This window comes from Arcobacter caeni, assembly GCF_003063245.1.
GTDB classification, from domain to species: domain Bacteria; phylum Campylobacterota; class Campylobacteria; order Campylobacterales; family Arcobacteraceae; genus Aliarcobacter; species Aliarcobacter caeni.
Map to the genome: position 1 here is coordinate 64,988 of NZ_MUXE01000005.1, position 17,993 is coordinate 82,980.

At 26.2% G+C, this 17,993-nt stretch carries 18 protein-coding genes; 1 reads left to right on the plus strand and 17 read right to left on the minus strand.

Annotated features, from left to right (window positions below; genetic code table 11):
* Window positions 1-13 precede the first annotated feature (13 nt).
* From mog to aroB, 6 genes are read right to left on the minus strand one after another with little or no spacing between them, the layout of a single operon-like run.
* Window positions 14-550, minus strand: coding sequence for a molybdopterin adenylyltransferase (gene mog, locus B0174_RS04845; protein WP_108558530.1), 537 nt, complete (start codon window positions 548-550; stop codon window positions 14-16).
* Window positions 547-1,065, minus strand: a complete 519-nt coding sequence (gene bioV, locus B0174_RS04850) for a pimelyl-ACP methyl ester esterase BioV (RefSeq protein ID WP_108558531.1) — start codon at window positions 1,063-1,065, stop codon at window positions 547-549. Before bioV ends, mog begins: the two co-directional genes overlap by 4 nt.
* A complete protein-coding gene (locus tag B0174_RS04855; RefSeq protein WP_108558532.1) occupies window positions 1,052-2,521 on the minus strand; it encodes an AAA family ATPase in 1,470 nt (489 codons plus the stop codon). Before B0174_RS04855 ends, bioV begins: the two co-directional genes overlap by 14 nt.
* A complete protein-coding gene (mtaB, locus tag B0174_RS04860) occupies window positions 2,502-3,770 on the minus strand; it encodes a tRNA (N(6)-L-threonylcarbamoyladenosine(37)-C(2))-methylthiotransferase MtaB (RefSeq protein WP_108558533.1) in 1,269 nt (422 codons plus the stop codon). The genes B0174_RS04855 and mtaB overlap by 20 nt, the downstream gene beginning before the upstream one ends.
* 18 nt (window positions 3,771-3,788) lie before the next feature.
* Entirely contained in the window at window positions 3,789-5,537 is a 1,749-nt protein-coding gene (locus tag B0174_RS04865) for a mechanosensitive ion channel domain-containing protein (RefSeq protein WP_108558534.1), read from the minus strand.
* Between the two features lies 1 nt (window position 5,538).
* Complete coding sequence (gene aroB / locus B0174_RS04870; RefSeq protein ID WP_108558535.1) at window positions 5,539-6,573, minus strand: 3-dehydroquinate synthase; 1,035 nt, start codon at window positions 6,571-6,573, stop codon at window positions 5,539-5,541.
* 155 nt (window positions 6,574-6,728) lie between these two features.
* On the opposite strand from aroB, the gene B0174_RS04875 reads away from it, so the two are divergent.
* Entirely contained in the window at window positions 6,729-8,024 is a 1,296-nt protein-coding gene (locus B0174_RS04875) for a DEAD/DEAH box helicase (RefSeq protein WP_108558536.1), read from the plus strand.
* Window positions 8,025-8,045: 21 nt separating this feature from the next.
* On the opposite strand, the gene hemH is transcribed toward B0174_RS04875, so the two are convergent.
* The 11 genes from hemH to B0174_RS04930 form a co-directional block, all read right to left on the minus strand.
* The gene (gene hemH, locus B0174_RS04880) at window positions 8,046-8,975 is read right to left on the minus strand and encodes a ferrochelatase (protein ID WP_108558537.1); all 930 of its coding nucleotides are present in this window, start codon (window positions 8,973-8,975) and stop codon (window positions 8,046-8,048) included.
* Window positions 8,972-9,430 carry an SRPBCC family protein gene (locus B0174_RS04885; RefSeq protein WP_108558538.1) on the minus strand — a complete coding sequence of 153 codons (459 nt, stop codon included), beginning with the start codon at window positions 9,428-9,430 and terminating at the stop codon, window positions 8,972-8,974. The genes hemH and B0174_RS04885 overlap by 4 nt, the downstream gene beginning before the upstream one ends.
* Window positions 9,431-9,522: 92 nt before the next feature.
* Window positions 9,523-10,224: a LytR/AlgR family response regulator transcription factor gene (locus tag B0174_RS04890; protein WP_228156418.1), complete on the minus strand. Its 702-nt coding sequence runs from the start codon at window positions 10,222-10,224 to the stop codon at window positions 9,523-9,525.
* Between the two features lie 20 nt (window positions 10,225-10,244).
* Window positions 10,245-11,231, minus strand: coding sequence for a sensor histidine kinase (locus B0174_RS04895; protein WP_108558540.1), 987 nt, complete (start codon window positions 11,229-11,231; stop codon window positions 10,245-10,247).
* Window positions 11,232-13,022 carry a pentapeptide repeat-containing protein gene (locus B0174_RS04900; RefSeq protein ID WP_133174791.1) on the minus strand — a complete coding sequence of 597 codons (1,791 nt, stop codon included), beginning with the start codon at window positions 13,020-13,022 and terminating at the stop codon, window positions 11,232-11,234.
* Between the two features lies 1 nt (window position 13,023).
* A complete protein-coding gene (locus B0174_RS04905; protein ID WP_108558542.1) occupies window positions 13,024-13,416 on the minus strand; it encodes a type II toxin-antitoxin system VapC family toxin in 393 nt (130 codons plus the stop codon).
* Window positions 13,417-13,644: a CopG family transcriptional regulator gene (locus B0174_RS04910; protein WP_108558543.1), complete on the minus strand. Its 228-nt coding sequence runs from the start codon at window positions 13,642-13,644 to the stop codon at window positions 13,417-13,419.
* A gap of 37 nt (window positions 13,645-13,681) precedes the next feature.
* Complete coding sequence (locus B0174_RS04915; protein WP_108558544.1) at window positions 13,682-15,100, minus strand: phytoene desaturase family protein; 1,419 nt, start codon at window positions 15,098-15,100, stop codon at window positions 13,682-13,684.
* Entirely contained in the window at window positions 15,087-16,439 is a 1,353-nt protein-coding gene (locus B0174_RS04920) for a cryptochrome/photolyase family protein (RefSeq protein ID WP_108558545.1), read from the minus strand. The genes B0174_RS04915 and B0174_RS04920 overlap by 14 nt, the downstream gene beginning before the upstream one ends.
* Window positions 16,439-17,395, minus strand: coding sequence for a YbgA family protein (locus B0174_RS04925; protein WP_108558546.1), 957 nt, complete (start codon window positions 17,393-17,395; stop codon window positions 16,439-16,441). The genes B0174_RS04920 and B0174_RS04925 overlap by 1 nt, the downstream gene beginning before the upstream one ends.
* A gap of 65 nt (window positions 17,396-17,460) precedes the next feature.
* Window positions 17,461-17,976 (minus strand): 3'-5' exonuclease, encoded by a 516-nt coding sequence (locus B0174_RS04930; protein ID WP_108558547.1) that lies wholly within the window; start codon window positions 17,974-17,976, stop codon window positions 17,461-17,463.
* Between the last annotated feature and the right edge of the window lie 17 nt (window positions 17,977-17,993).

The following is a 17,993-nucleotide window of genomic DNA, read 5'->3' on the forward strand; positions in this document are numbered from 1 at the left end:
TTCTTTTTCCCTTTTATTTTTTAGGTCTAAAAGCTTTTATAACTTCTTCATTACAAACTAAAAATGGTCCTTCCATTAAATCAATACAATAAGGAATGGCAGGAAAAACTGCATCTAAACACTCTTTTATTGATTTTGGTTTACCTGGAAGATTTACAATTAATGAACTTCCTCTTAGACCTGCTGTTTGTCTTGAAAGAATTGCTGTTGGCACAAATTTCAATGAAACTGAACGCATTAATTCTCCAAAACCTGGCATCATTCTATCACATACAGCTTCGGTAGCTTCAGGAGTTACATCTCTAAGTGCTGGTCCTGTTCCTCCTGTTGTTACCACTAAACAACACTTTTCATTATCAACTAAATCTTTTAGTGTATTTTCAATAGTTTTTTGATTATCTTCAATACATCTATAAATAGGTTCCCAAGGAGAGCTTAAATAGCTATTTATCGTATCAATAATAGCTTTTCCAGATAAATCCTCATATATTCCAGCACTTGCTCTATCAGAAGCTGTCACGATTCCTATTTTTGCTATTTTTTCACTCATAATAAATGTCCCTTTTCTTTTATATAATATACTGTTGCAAAGTTTTTAAAAAATTCTTTTGCTTTTGAAGCATCAATTATTTTATCAACTCCACCTAAATAAACTTCTATTTTTGTACCTTTATCTACAATCTTTTGAAGTTTTTCTTCACTCCAATCATAATAAAGAAGCTCTTCTAACTCTTCTATTGTGCCTAATTTAAAATATTTTGAAATATCCATTTTTTTTGGAAAAATTACATTTTGTAAAAATGATTGACAATAAACATTTGCATCTTTTTTAAAATACATAAGTTGTGTTCTTTTAAATTTATCATCATAATTTTGAAAAAATGCTGGAGAAAAAAGTTGAAGTTTATCAACTCTTTTTTCTGAATTTAAAGCCTCTTCAAAAGCTTTAATTGCACCATAAGAAAATCCAGAAATAGTGAAATCATTTTTTATTAAATACTCTTCAAATAATTCTGATTCTTCAAAAAAACAAAAACCAGAAAAAAATTTATTAAAGGTCTTCAAAAGTTATTACTTCATTTTTAAGCATAATTTCTTTTAATCTATTTATCTCTTCAATATTTTGTGACAATTCACTTCTTAAATCATTTTTTATATCTGTAAGCAATTCATCAACTGAATTTACCATTTTATATTTATTTACAATCTCATTTGCTGTTTTAGATGCTTTTTCTAAATCTTCATAATTTATTGCATATTTCTCTTTTTCGATTACTTCAACCCCAATAAATCCAGCTAAATCTCTTCTTATATTTTCACATAATTCCTGAAAAGATGGATAAGTAGAATTGAGTTTTTGAACACTTTCATCAAATAAAGCAACTTTTGTTTTTGAAATAAAAGCTTTACTAGCTTGATAAATAGCTAAAATCTCTTTTTGTCTATCATCAAGTATTTTTATCTGTTTTTTACCAAACTCTAGTTTATTTTTAGCAATTAAAATATCATTATCATCTAATATTTTTTTGTTATTTTTAATCATATTTAACAAAGCTTCATTTATAAGAGTTGCAAGAGCTGCTGAACTAAATCCAGCTGTTTCATTTACCAATTTAACAATATTTATTTCATGATTTTTATTATTTAAATATAATTCTAAAATTTTTCTTCTATCATTTATATTTGGCAAACCTACATGAACTCGTCTGTCAAATCTTCCAGCTCGTAATAATGCATCATCTAAAACTTCAATTTTATTGGTTGCAGCAATTACAATAACTCCACTATCTCCATCAAATCCGTCCATTTGAGTTAAAAGTTCATTTAATGTTGATTCTCTCTCATCATTTGATTTTCCACTTCTAGCTTTTCCAACGGCATCAATTTCATCAATAAAAATAATTGCAGGAGCACTTTGTTTTGCTTTTGCAAAAAGTTCTCGTACTTTTTTTGCACCCATTCCCACATAAATTTGAACAAAACTAGCTCCACTTTGATAAAAAAATGGAACATCAGCTTCACCTGCAACAGCTCTTGCAATCAAAGTTTTTCCAACACCTGGAGGTCCAACTAATAAAACACCTTTTGGGAGTTTTATTCCAGCTTCAAGATATTTTTTTGGATTATTTAAAAAATCAACAACTTCTTCAAGTTCTTCTTTAATCTCATTTATTCCAGCTACATCTTTAAATGTTACATTTGAAGTAACTGCTTGAATATTTGAGTTTAAATCTTCATTTGATACTTTTACTCTACTTTTTACGATTTCATCATCAAAAGCTGTTGTTTCTTTTTTATTTAGATTAAAAAAAGCTCTTACTTTTTCTTGTTTTACTTTCATATATAAAGCTAAAAAAAGTAAAATAAATAAAAAAATAATTCCTATATAATAAGAACTTCCAGCTATATGTGAACTACTTTTATAAATAGTATAAATAAATAATACCAGCAAAACAACTGCTGATAGTGCCATTAATTTAAAATTTTTATCTAAATTCTTATTATTTGAATCTTGCGACATTTTTATCAGCCTTTACTTCATAATCATCTATAAAAACCCAATCTCCAACTAAATCAACTGGTGAATCTATTTCTATTTGATTGAAAAATTGATCTAAACCTAGATATTTTCCATTTTTAACTGATTCAACTAAAATTTCTAATTTTTGCGTATTATTTTTTCTAAAATTAAAGTTTTTTTCATCAATTATACTTACTAATTCATTGTATCTAATTTTTGCAATATCACCTTTTATCTGAGGTTTCATTGTAGCACTTGGTGTTCCATCTCTTTTTGAGTATGTAAAAGCATGTACATGAGTTAGGGGAAATCTATGCAGATTTTGCATCGCATCAGCCCATAATTCATCAGTTTCACCTGGATGTCCTACAATAAAATCTGTTCCTAAAGCATATCCATTTGAACTTAAAAACTCAAAAAGTTCTAAATCACTTAAAACTTTATTTCTTCTATTCATTATTTGTAACATCTCTTTTGAAGTGTGTTGTAATGCAATATGAAGATGTTTTGCCATAAATGGCTCATTTATAAGTTCTTTAAATTCATCATCGATTTGAATAGGTTCAATACTTCCCATTCGTATTCGTCGAACACCTTTTATCAAAGCCATTTTTTTAAGAAGTTTTGCCAATGAAGTGTGTTGTTTTTTACCATAAGAACCTACATTTGTTCCTGTTAAAATAAACTCTCCAAAACCATTTGCCGCTAATGTTGTAACTTGCTCTAGGATTTTATCTTCTGTGTAAGATCTTGCATCTCCTCGTACATAAGGAATAATACAATATGAACATCTAAAATCACAACCCTCTTGGATTTTGATAAATGCCCTACTTTTCCCAATAAACTCTTCAACAATAGTTTCATCAATATGAGTTAAATCTCCAGCTTGAAAAAATCTTTCTTCTTTTAATAAAAGTTCATTAATATTTTCTTTTTCTGAATGACCAAACAAAGAATCAACTTTATCTTCTTTAAAAAGTGCTTCACCTTTTGTCCAAACTCCACAACCTGTAAATACTACTCTTGGGTCTTTGGGAAGTTTTTTTAAGCCACTTATATAACCTCTTGCTGTGCTGTCGGCACTATTTGTAACTGTACATGAGTTTATTACAACTACATCAGCATCTTTTTCATTTTGAGTTACTTCAAAATCTTTTAAATTACTCATCATTACTTGAGTGTCAAATACATTTGTTCTACAACCAAAAGTTTTAAAATATACTTTTGGTTTATTTTGTGAAAAATTCATATATATTTATTTCCTAATTTATCTTTGTATAATTTCATCTTCCAAATCTTTTGGAACTTTTTTACTTTTTGATGCTGGTCCATAAGGATTATCTGTTCTATTTATATTAATTTGTTGTGTAGGATATGCAATATGAATATCATCTTCTCTCATAAATGCATCTAAAATTTCTGTACTTATTGTACTTCTTAAAACCAATGCTGCATAAGAATTTGTTAAATACCAAGAAGATATTACAATACCTTGAGGTTCAACAAAAGTAAATACTCTAGGTTCTACTCCTGTTGCTCTCAATTGGTATTTATTTCTCATTTTAGAAAGTTGTTTTCTTGTAATATCTGTATAACCTTTTGAATAATGCTTTAAAATATCTCTTGCTATTTTTTGAGCTTTTTTATGATTTGAATCAAAAGTAATGGCAATATCAATTCCATCCCAAACTGTTCTTAAACCTGAATGTGTATAGTTAGCTATTAACTCTGAGAAAATATAGTTATTTGGAATAAAATATATTCTTCCCGTTCTTCTATTTGTTGTATATGAAGTTAAAGTAATATCTTCTCTAATTGTGATTTTGAATAAAGAAATATCCAAAACATCTCCAACTGTTTCAACATTTCCCTTACTAACTTTGATTCTATCTCCTACTTGAATTGAACCTGATGTTACAATAACCATCCAACCAAAAATAGACATAAACCAATCTTTTAAAGCAATTGCAATACCAGCAGAGGCAAATCCTAAAATTGTTACAAGATATGAAACATTATCTATATATGAAAATAAAATCAGCATCAAAATCAAAAATACCAAAGTAAAATTGATTATTTTATTTATCATATAATAGTTTTCATTTTGAGAAAAGTATCTTTTTAAAGCTAGTTTTACTAAAAATGCAATTACTAATAAAATTATAATTATTATGAAAATAACAACTATTTTTTGAACTTGTTGAGATATTAGGCTTTTAATCTCTAAAATAACTTGTTCGATTTTTCTTGTATATACTTCTTCAGTTGTAGATACAATCTCTAAAACCATTATAAAATCTTTTTTTTCTTTATCTAAATAAGTAATTTTTTCTTTATATTCTGGTTTTTGATCTAAATTAAATAATTCCAAATATAAAAGTAACTCTTCATCAAGTTTTGTAGTTAGAGAATCTATATCTTTTTCTAAAGTTTTAAATATTTTTTTATTATTCTCTAATTTTTTTATATGTGATAAAGAATTTATTATTCCAAAAGGATTTGTAATATTTTCATATTTATCAATTTCAGGTGGATTAATAAGCCCACCAATTGGCGAACCTTTATATTCATCAATTAATTCTAATTCGTTTTCTTTAACTCTTATTTTATTGTGTAACTGATAAGTTTGTTCATCTGTAATATTTGTTTTTCTTTTTAAATTATCTCTTAAAACTGCAAGTTCTGTTGAAATCTTACTATATGAAAGATAATTAGAATATCTTTTTAATAAAATATTATCTTTTAATTCAAAGTCAATTTTTGAAATAGATTCAAGTAAAATATTTATTTGAGCTATGTTTTGCATATTTTGCTCTTTACTTTTCAAATCTTCAAGTTCTTGATTTTTTTTAACTTCTAACTCTTTTTGAGCCTCTTCATATTTATCATTTATGATTTTCTGCTCAATTTGTTTAACTTCTGCCTTATCATTTTTATTAATTGTTGTTGTATCATTATTCTCAGCAGCCCATAAAAAGCAACTAATAAATAGTAATAATGCTAATTTTTTAATCAATTTAAAAACCTTTTAATATAGTTATAACATCATCTTTTGTAACTTCGTTTGTGATTTTACAATCACCCAAACCAACAGGTAAAATAAATTTTATTTTATTATTTAAAGATTTTTTATCTAAGAAAAAATGTTCATAAAAGTCTTCAATATCTTTAATTTTATAAGTTGTTGGAATATCATAACTTTCAAGTAATTTTTTTACTCTTAATGCTTCATTTTCGCTCATAAATCCCAATTTTACAGCTAATGCATTAGCCATACACATACCAATTCCTACAGCTTCACCATGTAAATATGTATCGTAATTTGTTTCATTTTCAATCACATGCCCAAAAGTATGACCATAGTTTAAAGCAGCTCGTATTCCTAACTCTTTTTCGTCTTGCGAAACTACATTTGCTTTTGTTTGAACGGATTTTAAAATAGCAGTTCTGATATTTTCATCTTTTGTTAAATCGTTTTGTTCTAACCATTCAAAAAAATCTTTGTTAAAAGTAACAGCCATTTTTACAATTTCAGCAACTCCTGCTCCAAATTCTCTTTTTGGTAAAGTTTTTAAGAAACTTGGGTTTATATAAACAGCAATTGGTTGATGAAAAGCACCAACTAAATTCTTTCCAAATTTATTATTTATTCCCGTTTTTCCACCAACACTTGCATCAACTTGAGCTAAAAGAGTTGTTGGAATTTGAACAAAATCAATACCTCGTTGATAAATAGAAGCTGCAAATCCTGTCATATCTCCAATAACACCACCACCAAAAGCCACAAGTAGCGACTTTCTATCAAGTCTTTGAGTAAAACAATGAGATAAAATATCTTCGATTGTTTGCATATGTTTATACTCTTCACCATCTGGAATTGTACAAACGCTAAGCTCTTTGGCTTTTATTTTTGATTTCAAATATTCTAAATGAAATCCACTAACAGTTGGATTTGTAACAATCACAACTTTTCTATCAAAATATAGTTCGTTTAATTCATCTATAAAAATTTCATAAGAGTTATCGTATGGTAAAGTAATTTTAACAGTCATTTTTATTTATCCAAATATTTATTTAATAAGGATTTTATATTAGCCAAAAAAAGCTAAAAGGCGCTTAAAAAAAGCCATAACTTAAACTAATCTATTTTTAGTTATAATGATTAAAATTAAGATTAAAAGGAAACAATATTAAAACTTTTACATCAATGAACTTAGATGAAAAAATCATAAGTGCTTTAAAAGATTTAGATTATAAAGAAGCTACGGAAATACAAAAAAAAGCTATACCAGTTGCTTTAAAGAAAAGAGACATTCTAGCAGCTGCACAAAGTGGTACAGGTAAAACAGCCGCATTTTTATTACCTATTTTAACGGAATTACTAGAAACAAAACAAGCAAACAAATCAATACTTAGAGCTTTGATTTTAGTTCCAACAAGAGAACTAGCAACTCAAATATCAAAAGCGGTTGAAGACTTCTCAAAATATATGGATAATATCTCATCAATTGCTATGGTTGGTGGAGTATCTAAAAAAGAACAAGAAAAAAAAATCATAAAAGGTATCGATATTTTAGTGGCAACATCAGGAAGATTGATGGAACACCTAAAAGAAAAAACAGTTGATTTATCAAGTGTAACAACTGTTGTAATCGATGAAGTTGATACTTTACTTGACATGGGATTCCTAGAAGATATTGAAAAAATTCTTCCTCATGTTGGACCAAAAAGACAAATAATGATGTTCTCTGCAACTATGAATCAAAATGTTAAAAAACTTGCAAAAGAGTTTTTAACAGATCCAGTTGTAATTGAAGTTGCAAAACAAAGATCAGCTGTAAAAATCATCGACCAACAAATAGTTTTAGTTGATGAAGCAAATAAAGCAGCTGCATTATCATATATCATTGGTTCAAAAAATTATTCACAAGTTTTAGTATTTGTAAATATGAAAATAGAAGCTGATACTTTAGTTGAACATTTAGAATTAGACGGTCTTACTGCTGGTTGTATTCATGGAGATGTTAGACAAACAGCAAGAGCAAAAGTTATGAGAAAATTCAAATCAGGTGAGATTAGAGTTTTAGTTGCAACTGATATTGCTGCGCGTGGAATTGATATTGAACTTTTACCAATAGTTGTAAATTATGCTTTACCTGAGACTGTAACTGATTATACACATAGAATTGGAAGAACAGGACGAGCTGGAAATGCTGGAATCGCACTAACCCTTCTAAGTGTAAAAGATTACAAAATGATGATTGACATTGAAAAAGAGTTAATCATAAATATTCCAAGAACAGAAGTTGAAGGTTTTGAAGCAACTGAAAAAAAACCAAGACTATTTAAAGCAAGACCAAAACAACTAAGCGTAAAAATGGCTGAAGCTAGAAAAGTTTCTAAAAAAACTGGTTATGCAAAAACAAATGCTCCTGAAAAAAAACCTGCTAAAAAGAAAAAAACTACTAAAAGAGATGATAATAGAAGTTTTGCTAAAAAATAAGAGAAGTTAAACTTCTCTTATTTATTTCATTCCCTCATAAATTTCACTAATTGCTTCGATAAAATACCTATGACTATTTGGCGTACGAGCCACTCTATAATCTTTTATTCCAAGTTTATGTGCAACTTCTTTATATTCCATATCAAGCTCATATTGCGTCTCTGAATTATCAACTGTGAACGAAATTGGATAGATTATTACCTTTGATTTTATCTCTTTTAGTTTATCTTCCATATAAGGTCGCAACCATTCCATTGGTCCTAGTCTTGATTGATATGCAACATGGATTTTTTTGAAAGAGATATTTTGCTCTTCAAGCTCTTTTTTTGCACATTCAACATTTGCTAAAATATGTTTTTGGTATAAATCACCTTTATCTATAATTTTTTGAGTTAATCCATGAGCTGAAAAAATCAGTTCAAAATCTTCTGAATTTTCCCCTTTTAAAGCCTCTTTTATTCGCTCAACTATTGCTTTATTATAAAATTTATTGTCATAATAACTATCTATTGTTTTGATTTTTTTATCAAGATTATATTTTTTTGCAACTTTTATAAACTCTTCAATAGATGATTTTGTAGTTGTACTTGAATAGTGTGGATACATTGGAATTGCGTAAATCTCATCATATCCAATAAGTTTTGGCATTATATCAGAGGCAAATGGTGGAGTATATCTCATCTCATAAAAAACATCAGCTCCAAGCTCTTTATTTAATCTTCGAACCAATCTTTTTGTATGTCCAACAATTGGTGACATTCCACCTAATTTTCGGTAATTTTCTTGTGATTCTTTTAATCTTTTAGAAATTATTATTTGCCCAATTAAAGCTCTTATTGGTTGAGGCGCTCCTATAATGTATTTATCATTAAACATATTTCTTAAAAAAACTTTCACTTCTCCAAGATTATTTGGTCCGCCCATATTCATTAAAACTATCGCTCTTTTCAAAACTTTTCCTCTTTTTTTTCTAAGATTTCTTTTGTGATTTTATGCCTAAAATCAAACATTTTTTGTAAATCTTTTTTTACAAATCCCTCAAGTAATCTTCCAAAAAAACCAAATGGCATTTTAAAAGTGATTACATCTTTTAGTTCACAAATATTTCCATGTTTGATAAATATATGTTTATGTTCCCAAAAAGCAAAAGGCGATTTTAAAGCTAAATCAACCAGTAAATTTGGCTCATCTAATTTTTCTATTTTAACTTCCCAAATCATTGGTATAAAATATTTTGTACTTTTTATTTTGAGAATTTGTCCAACTTGTGGTTTAAAATCTTTTGTTAAGAGTTCCACTTTTGTGTCTTTTGGTGTAATATTTGATATATTATTTGTATCTAAGTGAAAATCAAAAAGAGATTTAATATCACAATTGATATATGAACTTTTTATAAATGTTTGCATTTTTGTCTCCTTGTACAAATATTTTATACAAGGATAATTTACAAAAATAAAGATAGGTTTAGTAGGTAAATTTTGTAGGTTTATAGATTAATTTATAAACTTCTTCTTTCGATATACTCACGAAATTCTTTTGCACCCTCTTTTGAACTTGTGACTATTTCACTAATTCCTTCAAAAGAAATTTCTAATTTTGATTGTTCAACACTTCTCATTGATTTGATTTTATCCACATTTACGATGTAAGATCTGTGAACTCTAAAAAAGGTTTTTCCATTTAAAAGTGTTTCTAAATCCCCTATTTTTCGTCTTACATAAGCGTCTGCATCTTTGATTCGAACGATTACTTCATCTAAATCTGCTTTGATGTAATAAATATCATTTATGTCTATTAAATAGAGTTTATCACCTCTTTTTCCTAAGATTTTTTTTGATTCCTCTTTTGTTGAAGCGCTAAAACTTCTAACTTTTTCTAAAATATTTTTTATATCACTTGACTCAATTGGTTTCATCAAGTATCCCATTCCACCACTTTTAAAAGCTTCAAGGGCAAATTCACTATAAGCTGTTTGAAAAATAATAAAAGTTTTTGGCTCAAGTTGAATAATAGAATCAGCCAACTCAAGTCCTGTGATATTTGGCATAGAAATATCCAAAAAAACAGCATCAAATTTTGTTTTCGTTATTTCTTTTAAAGCATCAATTGGATTATTAAATGCTGTAATATCTTCAATTCCATTTTCATTTAATAACCTTTTTAATCTGCTTAAAGCCAAACTTTCATCATCAACAATCATTACTTTCAAATCTTATCCTTTTATTTTAATTCAATTATAAATAACATTTTTTCGTCTAAAATCTCAAATGTTAGATTTCCAACTTTTTGAAGTTCTAATCTTTTTTGAAGATTTGATAAACCAGTTCCAAACTTTACAATGGTAGCTATTTTTCCATCATTTTGTACTAATATTTTGTCTTTTAAAATTTTTATATTTATATTTAGAGTTTTTCCTAAAAATCCATGTTTTATAGCATTTTCAACCAAAAGTTGAATTGAAAACTTTGGTATTTTAATATTTTTGAATTCACTAAAATCTTCAATATTTAAAATGATTTTTTCATCAAATCTTACATTTTCAATATTTACATAAGTTTTCACCATCGAAAGTTCTGTTTCAAGGCTTATTAAACTCTCTTTATTTATAGCATTTCGTAAAAATTTTGATATTTCAATAACTGCTTTTTCAGCTTTTTTTTGGTCTTGATAAATCAACTCTGAAATTGAATTTAAGGCATTAAACAAAAAGTGAGGATTTAGCTCATTTTCCAAAGCTCGCAGTTTTGTCTCTAAAACTTGAGTTTTTATCTCTTCATTTTTGTATTTCATAGAAATAAACTGATGCAAAATCAATCCAACTAAAAAAGTCAAAAATCCAATAGTGATAGAAATATAAATCCAAAATGGGGAAATAATATTTAAAATTTTAAAATCACCAAAAGAAAAAAGAATAAAAGAAAAACTAAAAGCCAAAAATCCTGATAAAAAAGAGAAAACAAAACTAATCAAATACCAAAACTTTTTATTTACTTTTGGAAGAATAAATTTATTCGAAATAGTTATCAAAAAAAATGCAAATAAAGAGATAAAAATAGCAGTTGCAGTACTAAAAATAATAGTAGAAATATTTTGTAAATCATAACTTATAAAATAAAAACATAAAGATATGAAAAATCCAAAAAATGCACCAATAATAGTGATATATATCCAATCTTTTGGTGTTATTTTTAGTTCAACTGTTTGCATTTAATTCCTTCTTGTATTTTGTCTAATTGAAATAATGAACTGATAAATTAAATATGCAATTACTATTTTATAAATCAATGTAATGACATTCAAAGAATCTTTTCCTGTCATAATTGAAAAAGGGTTAAAACTATTTGAAACAATTGATAAAGAATAATCTTTTGTATAAATAATATATAAAATTGTAATAAATAACAGAAAAATTGAATAAAGTCCTATTTCTTTAAATTTAGTAATTAAAGCAAATATTAGTCCCATTACAAATATTGTTCCAATTATAATTAACAGAACAACTAACTCTTGATTTAAAGAAATTTTCTTAAATATTGTTTCAAAATATGAAAATTGAAATTTATCACTGTATTCTTGCATTTTACTATTAAATTCAAAAAAAGAATAAAACATAGAAAATAGATATATCCAAAAAAATGCCAATAATGGATTTTGAGAATGATTAGAGCTTAAACCATGAAATTTAAATATTAGGTATTCAAAAATATTCCTACCTTTACTAAAACTTTTTTCTAACTCTTCTTCTCTCTTTTTCATTTCTAGTTTATAAAATCTATTTGCTTCAAGAATATTGTTTGAGTTATCAAAAAAGTTTTTGATAATTCTTGCTGTTTCTCTATTTGAAACTTTTATGTCTTCTAATTCTCCAATATGAATATAATCATTTTTATCTTCATCATAAATTTTTCTTGATTTTGAAGTAATATCTAAAAAATTAGCATCTTCTTTAAAAATTGTATCTCTTAAATTCAATTCTTCTTCAATTATTGTATCTCTAAAAATTGATGTACTTAAAAATTTTGTATATTTAAAATCTACATCGCAAGAAAATTCTGCTTCACTAAATACAGCTATGTTTTTAAAATCTGTTCTTTCAAAATTTACTTTGTAAAACTTTGTTCTATAAAAATCTGCTAAATCTTCAAATTTTGTATTGTAAAAATTTGCATCTATTTTAATCTCACCATATTGAATTTTAGTTTTTCTAAGAAATGTAGTTTCTGACAAATCAAGATTCTGAATTTTATAACCTTGTAATATAAAGTCATTATTAATAATACAATTAATCAATTTAATTATACTAATCTCAATATATTCGTTATGTTTTGTATTGTTAAATAGTCCTTTTTCAAAATTTATATTTTCAGCATCTATCTCTTTTTTAAAATAACAATCACTAAAAAGTGTATTTTCAATAATATTTTCTTTATTGTCCATTTTTGATATATGAATATCTTGATGAAAAATACACATTTGATATATTACATTTGATGTATTTGTTAATAATTTACTATTTGAAATCGAATATATATCAAAAAAATCACAATCTTGAAAAAACACTTCGATATTGTTTAATTCTAAATAAGTTGTACTAAATTTACAATAATTAAACCATATTCTTTTTAATTTTGATAATATTTTCATGTAATCAAAAGCATCTCGCCCATTATGTTCAGGGAAAAATATATGATTAAAAACAATAACTCTATCTTCAAATAAAAAATCAAATAAATTATTTACATGTTCTTCGTTATTAAAGTATGGTTTTAGTAATAAAACAATTGAATTTGATTGAATACTATAATACTCATGATTTTCATCATTATATTCAGTACTCCAGTAATCTTCAAATAATTCTATAATTCTATTTTCACCAATAGAATTAATAATATACGCAATCAATTCATCATAAAAATCATTTAGAAATCCTATTTTTTTAAAATCTTCACTGTATGTAGATTTTTCAGTAATTAAAATATCCTTATGCTTTCCTACCATTTTAATACCAATCAAGCACTTGTAAATTCTCAACTCGTTGAAACTCTTTTGTATTTCTTGTAACTAAAATAAGATTATTAGCTTTTGCACAACCTGCAATTAAAATATCAATAGGTCCAATTGGTGTTCCTTTTTTTTCTAAATCTGCTCTTATTTTTGCAGAGGCAATAGCTTCTTTTTCACTAAAATCAATAATATTTACTTGAGATAATACTCTTTTTAATTGTTCTTGTCTTTTTTTACTATCATTTGATTTTGCAATTCCAACTTCAAGTTCATACACAACAAGTGATGGAATAAAAATATCTTTGGGAGAGACATTAAATAAATTTTTTGAGATATTCCCTTGCCCTTTAAAAAAATAAATTATTGTATTTGTATCTAATAAATACATCTAAAATTCTTCTCTTTTTATATCTTTTACATCACTTCTTATATCTTTAAGGGTTGGAAAATCACTCCATGAACCACTTAAGTTTTTTATATCTTCATCCCAAGCGTTATTTAGTTTTAATTCTACTGCACTCGAGATATATTTACTTATGGATTGCCCTGTATTTTTTGCTATTTCTTTTATTTTTTCTTCTAATTTATTATCTATATATATTGTTATTTGTGCCATTATAAACTCCTTAAATATAAGTGTACTTATAAGTGTACTATATTTTATTTAATTCCTTATTTAAAACATCAACCCCAATAGCAACACCTGGCCATCCTTGACCTGCGAAAATTGTATCTCCAACATTATACAAACCCTCAAATGGTGTATTACAACTTGGAAGTTGGAATATTGTTTTTGTGGTTATTGGTTTTCCTCCGCAATTGCTTCTGTTTATGTATCTGTAAAAAGTTTTTGAAGTGGCGCTAAATAGTGTTTTTATGTTTTCTTGTTTTATATTTTCAAAATTATTTAAAAATTCTTTTATTATAAAATTCTGCGTTAACTCTTTTTTGGCTTCATACTCATCTTTTGTTAAACCTTCCCAAAATATGGCTTTTGAGTGGCTTGAAATGGTGATTGAATATCCATCTTTTGATAATTTTTCATCATTTATATCAGAAATAGAAATAAAAAAAGAGTTTGAAATACAATTTGGAATATTATCTTCTAATATTATTTGATAATGATGCAAAAGTTTTTCTCTTGTGTCTAATTTTAAATAAACAACAAAAGCACTTTGATCACTAAATGAAAATTTATCGTAATATTTTTTTATATTCTCATCCAAAAATAGTTTTGAACTTTCAAAAATTGCTGAATTCAAAATAACTTTTGAAGCCAAATATTCATCTTTTGTGGAAATTAATCTATAATTATTTGCTTCTTTTTTTATTGAAATTATTTCTTCTTTATTTTGAACATTTACATCTTTTAATAAATCTTCAATTATTTTCCCCATTCCACCAAGTGAATAAAAAACCTTATGAAATGGATATGCCAAACCCAAACTCATAGCCAAAAGTGATAAATCTTTTGAGTTTGTTTGAAGAGTTATTAAAAGTTGCGCATTTATAAAAGATTTATACTCTTTTGTGATATTTGGTAAAATCTCATTTATATATCCATCAGCTGTTTTAAAAAGTAAAAATCCAAACTCTTTTATAAGTTCTCTTATAAAAAAAACCGTTTTAACATAAGCATTTAAACTATATTTAGCATAATAGATATTTTTTAATTTCCAAAATTTCTCATCAATATCTTTGATTGTTTGCCAAAAAATTCTATTATTTTTGTGATAATAAACACTATTTAGATTTGTTAAAAACTCTTCAAAATCTTGAACTCTATCTACAATTTTTTTATTTTGTATTGTTCTTATAGCTATTTTACTCTCAAGAATATTTGGGATTATTCCAACTTTATCAAAGATATTTTTTATTGGATGATTGTTTTCATAACCTACAAAAGTGGTAGCTCCTGCGTTAAAATAAGCTGCGTTTCTTTTAAAAGTAGAAGCACAACCTCCAAGATTTTTATCTTTTTCAAAAAGGATTAAATCTTTGTTTTTATTTAAAGCTGAAATCAGACTTCCACCAATTCCACTTCCAATAACTGCAATATCAAGATTTTTCATTATTTGCTCTTTTGAACTCTTCGATAGCTCTTTTTCTTGAAAACTCTATTGAAACTATTTGTTTTAGATAATCTAAAAACAGATTTGATTGAACACCATTTTCTTTATGAATAAGTTTTACATTTACATCTTTTAGTTCAGGAATTACTGATTTTATAAAAATAGCCTCTTTATCAAATTTCGCAGATTGTAAATATGGATTAAATATCCTAAAATATGGAACTGAATCAGCACCTGTACTAGAAGCCCATTGCCAAGAACCTATATTTGAACTTGCTTCATAATCAAGCAATTTACTAGCAAAATATCTTTCTCCTTTTTTCCAATCTATAAGCAAATTTTTTGTTAAATATGAAGAAACTATCATTCTTAAACGATTGTGCATAGTTCCTGTTAGATTAAAATATCGCATAGCAGCATCGATTATTGGAAGACCTGTGTTTCCCTCACACCATTTTTGAAAATCTGTTTCATTTTCATTCCAGTTTACTTTTATTTTATTTAAATTTTCAACTTCGCTTTTTGGAAAATGAAACAAAATATAGTTGTAAAATTCTCTCCAAAAAAGCTCTCTAATAAAAAAATCTTTATTTTCAGTTCGGGCTTTTAATTCTTTGATTTTATTAAAAACTTGTCGCGGAGAAATTAGTCCAAATCGTAAATGAACAGCTAAATTTGAAGTTGCATTTTTATCAAAAAAATCCCTATCAATTTTATAATTATCTATTTTTTGTCCAAAATCTTCTAGTAATTTATCTGCACTTTTTTCTAAAAAATCTGGCAAATTTTGTTTTATAAAACCCATAGATTCAAGTATTGGAATAGTCTCATAATCAAAAGGAATTAATTTTAAATTTTGATTTGTTTTAAACTCTTCAAGTCTATAAGAATTCCAAATAAATTCTAAGTTATTATAATATGGAGTAAAAACTTTATAAGGTGTTTTATCGGCTTTTAGACAATCATTTGGATGGGTTATAAATGAATCAGTAAAGGTTTGTATTGGAATGATTTTAGCTATTTCTTCATCTCTTTTTTTTGCATACTCATCAAAATCAACTGAACACAAAATATTTTCAAAACCATCATCTTTAAACTTTGAAAATACCTCTTTAGGAGTTGAATAAAATATGGCTAAATCTAGCCCTATTTCTTTCAACTGTTTTTTTAAGTTTAAAACACTTTTATATATAAATGTTACTCTTTTATCATCATTTGAAAGTAGATTTAAAATATTTTTATCAAATATAAAAATAGGCAATACTTCATCTTTTGCAAAACTAAGAATTGCACTATCTGTAATCCTTAAATCTCTTCTAAACCACAATATTTGTTTCATTATTTATAAGCCTTAATATCACTTCTTAAAGATAACTCTTTTGGATATGGATTTAAAAATTTTTGCACTTTTAAATACTGTACATCAAATCTTTTTACATATAAATTTATTATTTTCATTACAGCAATTAAAGGAATAATTTTTTCTTTGTATTCATTTAGTGCTTGTAAAATCTCTTCTTTTTCTTCTTTTGTTATTAGTTTTTTAAAATATCCAAACATGTGAAGTAAAACATTGTAAGTTTTATTTACATTTCCTTTAAGACTTATTGCTTTTAAAAACTCATTTTTGTATTCAAGTAAAATTTCATCTAATTGTTTTTTTTCTTTGTTTGCAACGATTCTACCAAGTGTTATATATGATTTTTGAGCTTTTGAATAAATAAGATATTTGTAAGATGTGTGAAAAATCACAAGGTCATTAAAACTTGGATTTGATTTTAAAAACTCATGTAAATCAGCATATGCAAAAATTTGCATCAAAAAATTTTCCCTAAGCCATGGGTCGATTAATCTACCCTCTTCTTCAAGAGGTAAATATGGATATTTTTCTTTGATTTGTTGTGCAAAAATTCCAACACCATTTTTAATACTTGGTGCATTAAAAGGTTTATAGACTTTTACTCGCTCCATTCCACAAGTTGGTGATGAAGATTTTAAAATAAAACCACATAAATCATCATTTTCAATTCTATTTGCACAATCTATTGATACATTTAAAAGCTCAGATGTCACATCTTTTGGAGTTTTTGTAGAAGTTACAATTCGCAAGTTTCCATCTTCATTTAATGTTTGTCTAATTGCAACTCTAGGACTTCCCCAAATTATAGTTTCAGGACAATATGCAGATGTTTCAAAATATTTAGCCAAAACATCAACGATAAACTTATCACTTGCACCAACACCATCATAACGGCATTGTGTACCAATTAAACAAGCTGAAACTCCTAATTTCATAAGAAATCCTTTTTTCTTTTATTTTATACTAAAAAAAGGTCTTCTTGTAGGTAAATATCTACTGTTTATAGTTTTATATTCATTCTTTTTAAAATTTCATAGGTTTTAGTCACATCATAAGTTGCGCTATGGTATTTGTCCCCATCAAATTCAATTCCATAATATAAACAAGTTTCGTCTAGTTTTGGGTTTTTTAATCTTCCACTTTTTCCATAGGCTTTTACAATCTCTTTATTTTCTTTCATGGTGCAAATATGCTTTTTAAAATTAACTTTTCTATCTATGTGTCGCAATTCAAAAGTGATGTTGTGGGCAACCAAAGTATCAGAATTTGAGCAAAACTCTAAAAAATCTTCATCTTCTGTGAAATATGAACAATATGACTTATCTTTTCTGTAATTTAGTATCAACTCAGGTGTTAATCTATGAACTGCAAATGAAAAATAATTAACTGGATACCTTGATAAATAATATCTATGAAATTTATCTAAAATCTTAAAATCTTTGTCAATCCGTACAGCCGCTACTTCTATTACATCACCAATGTTACTGCTATTTGTTTCAAAATCTATTATTATCACTATTTTCTCTTTTTTGA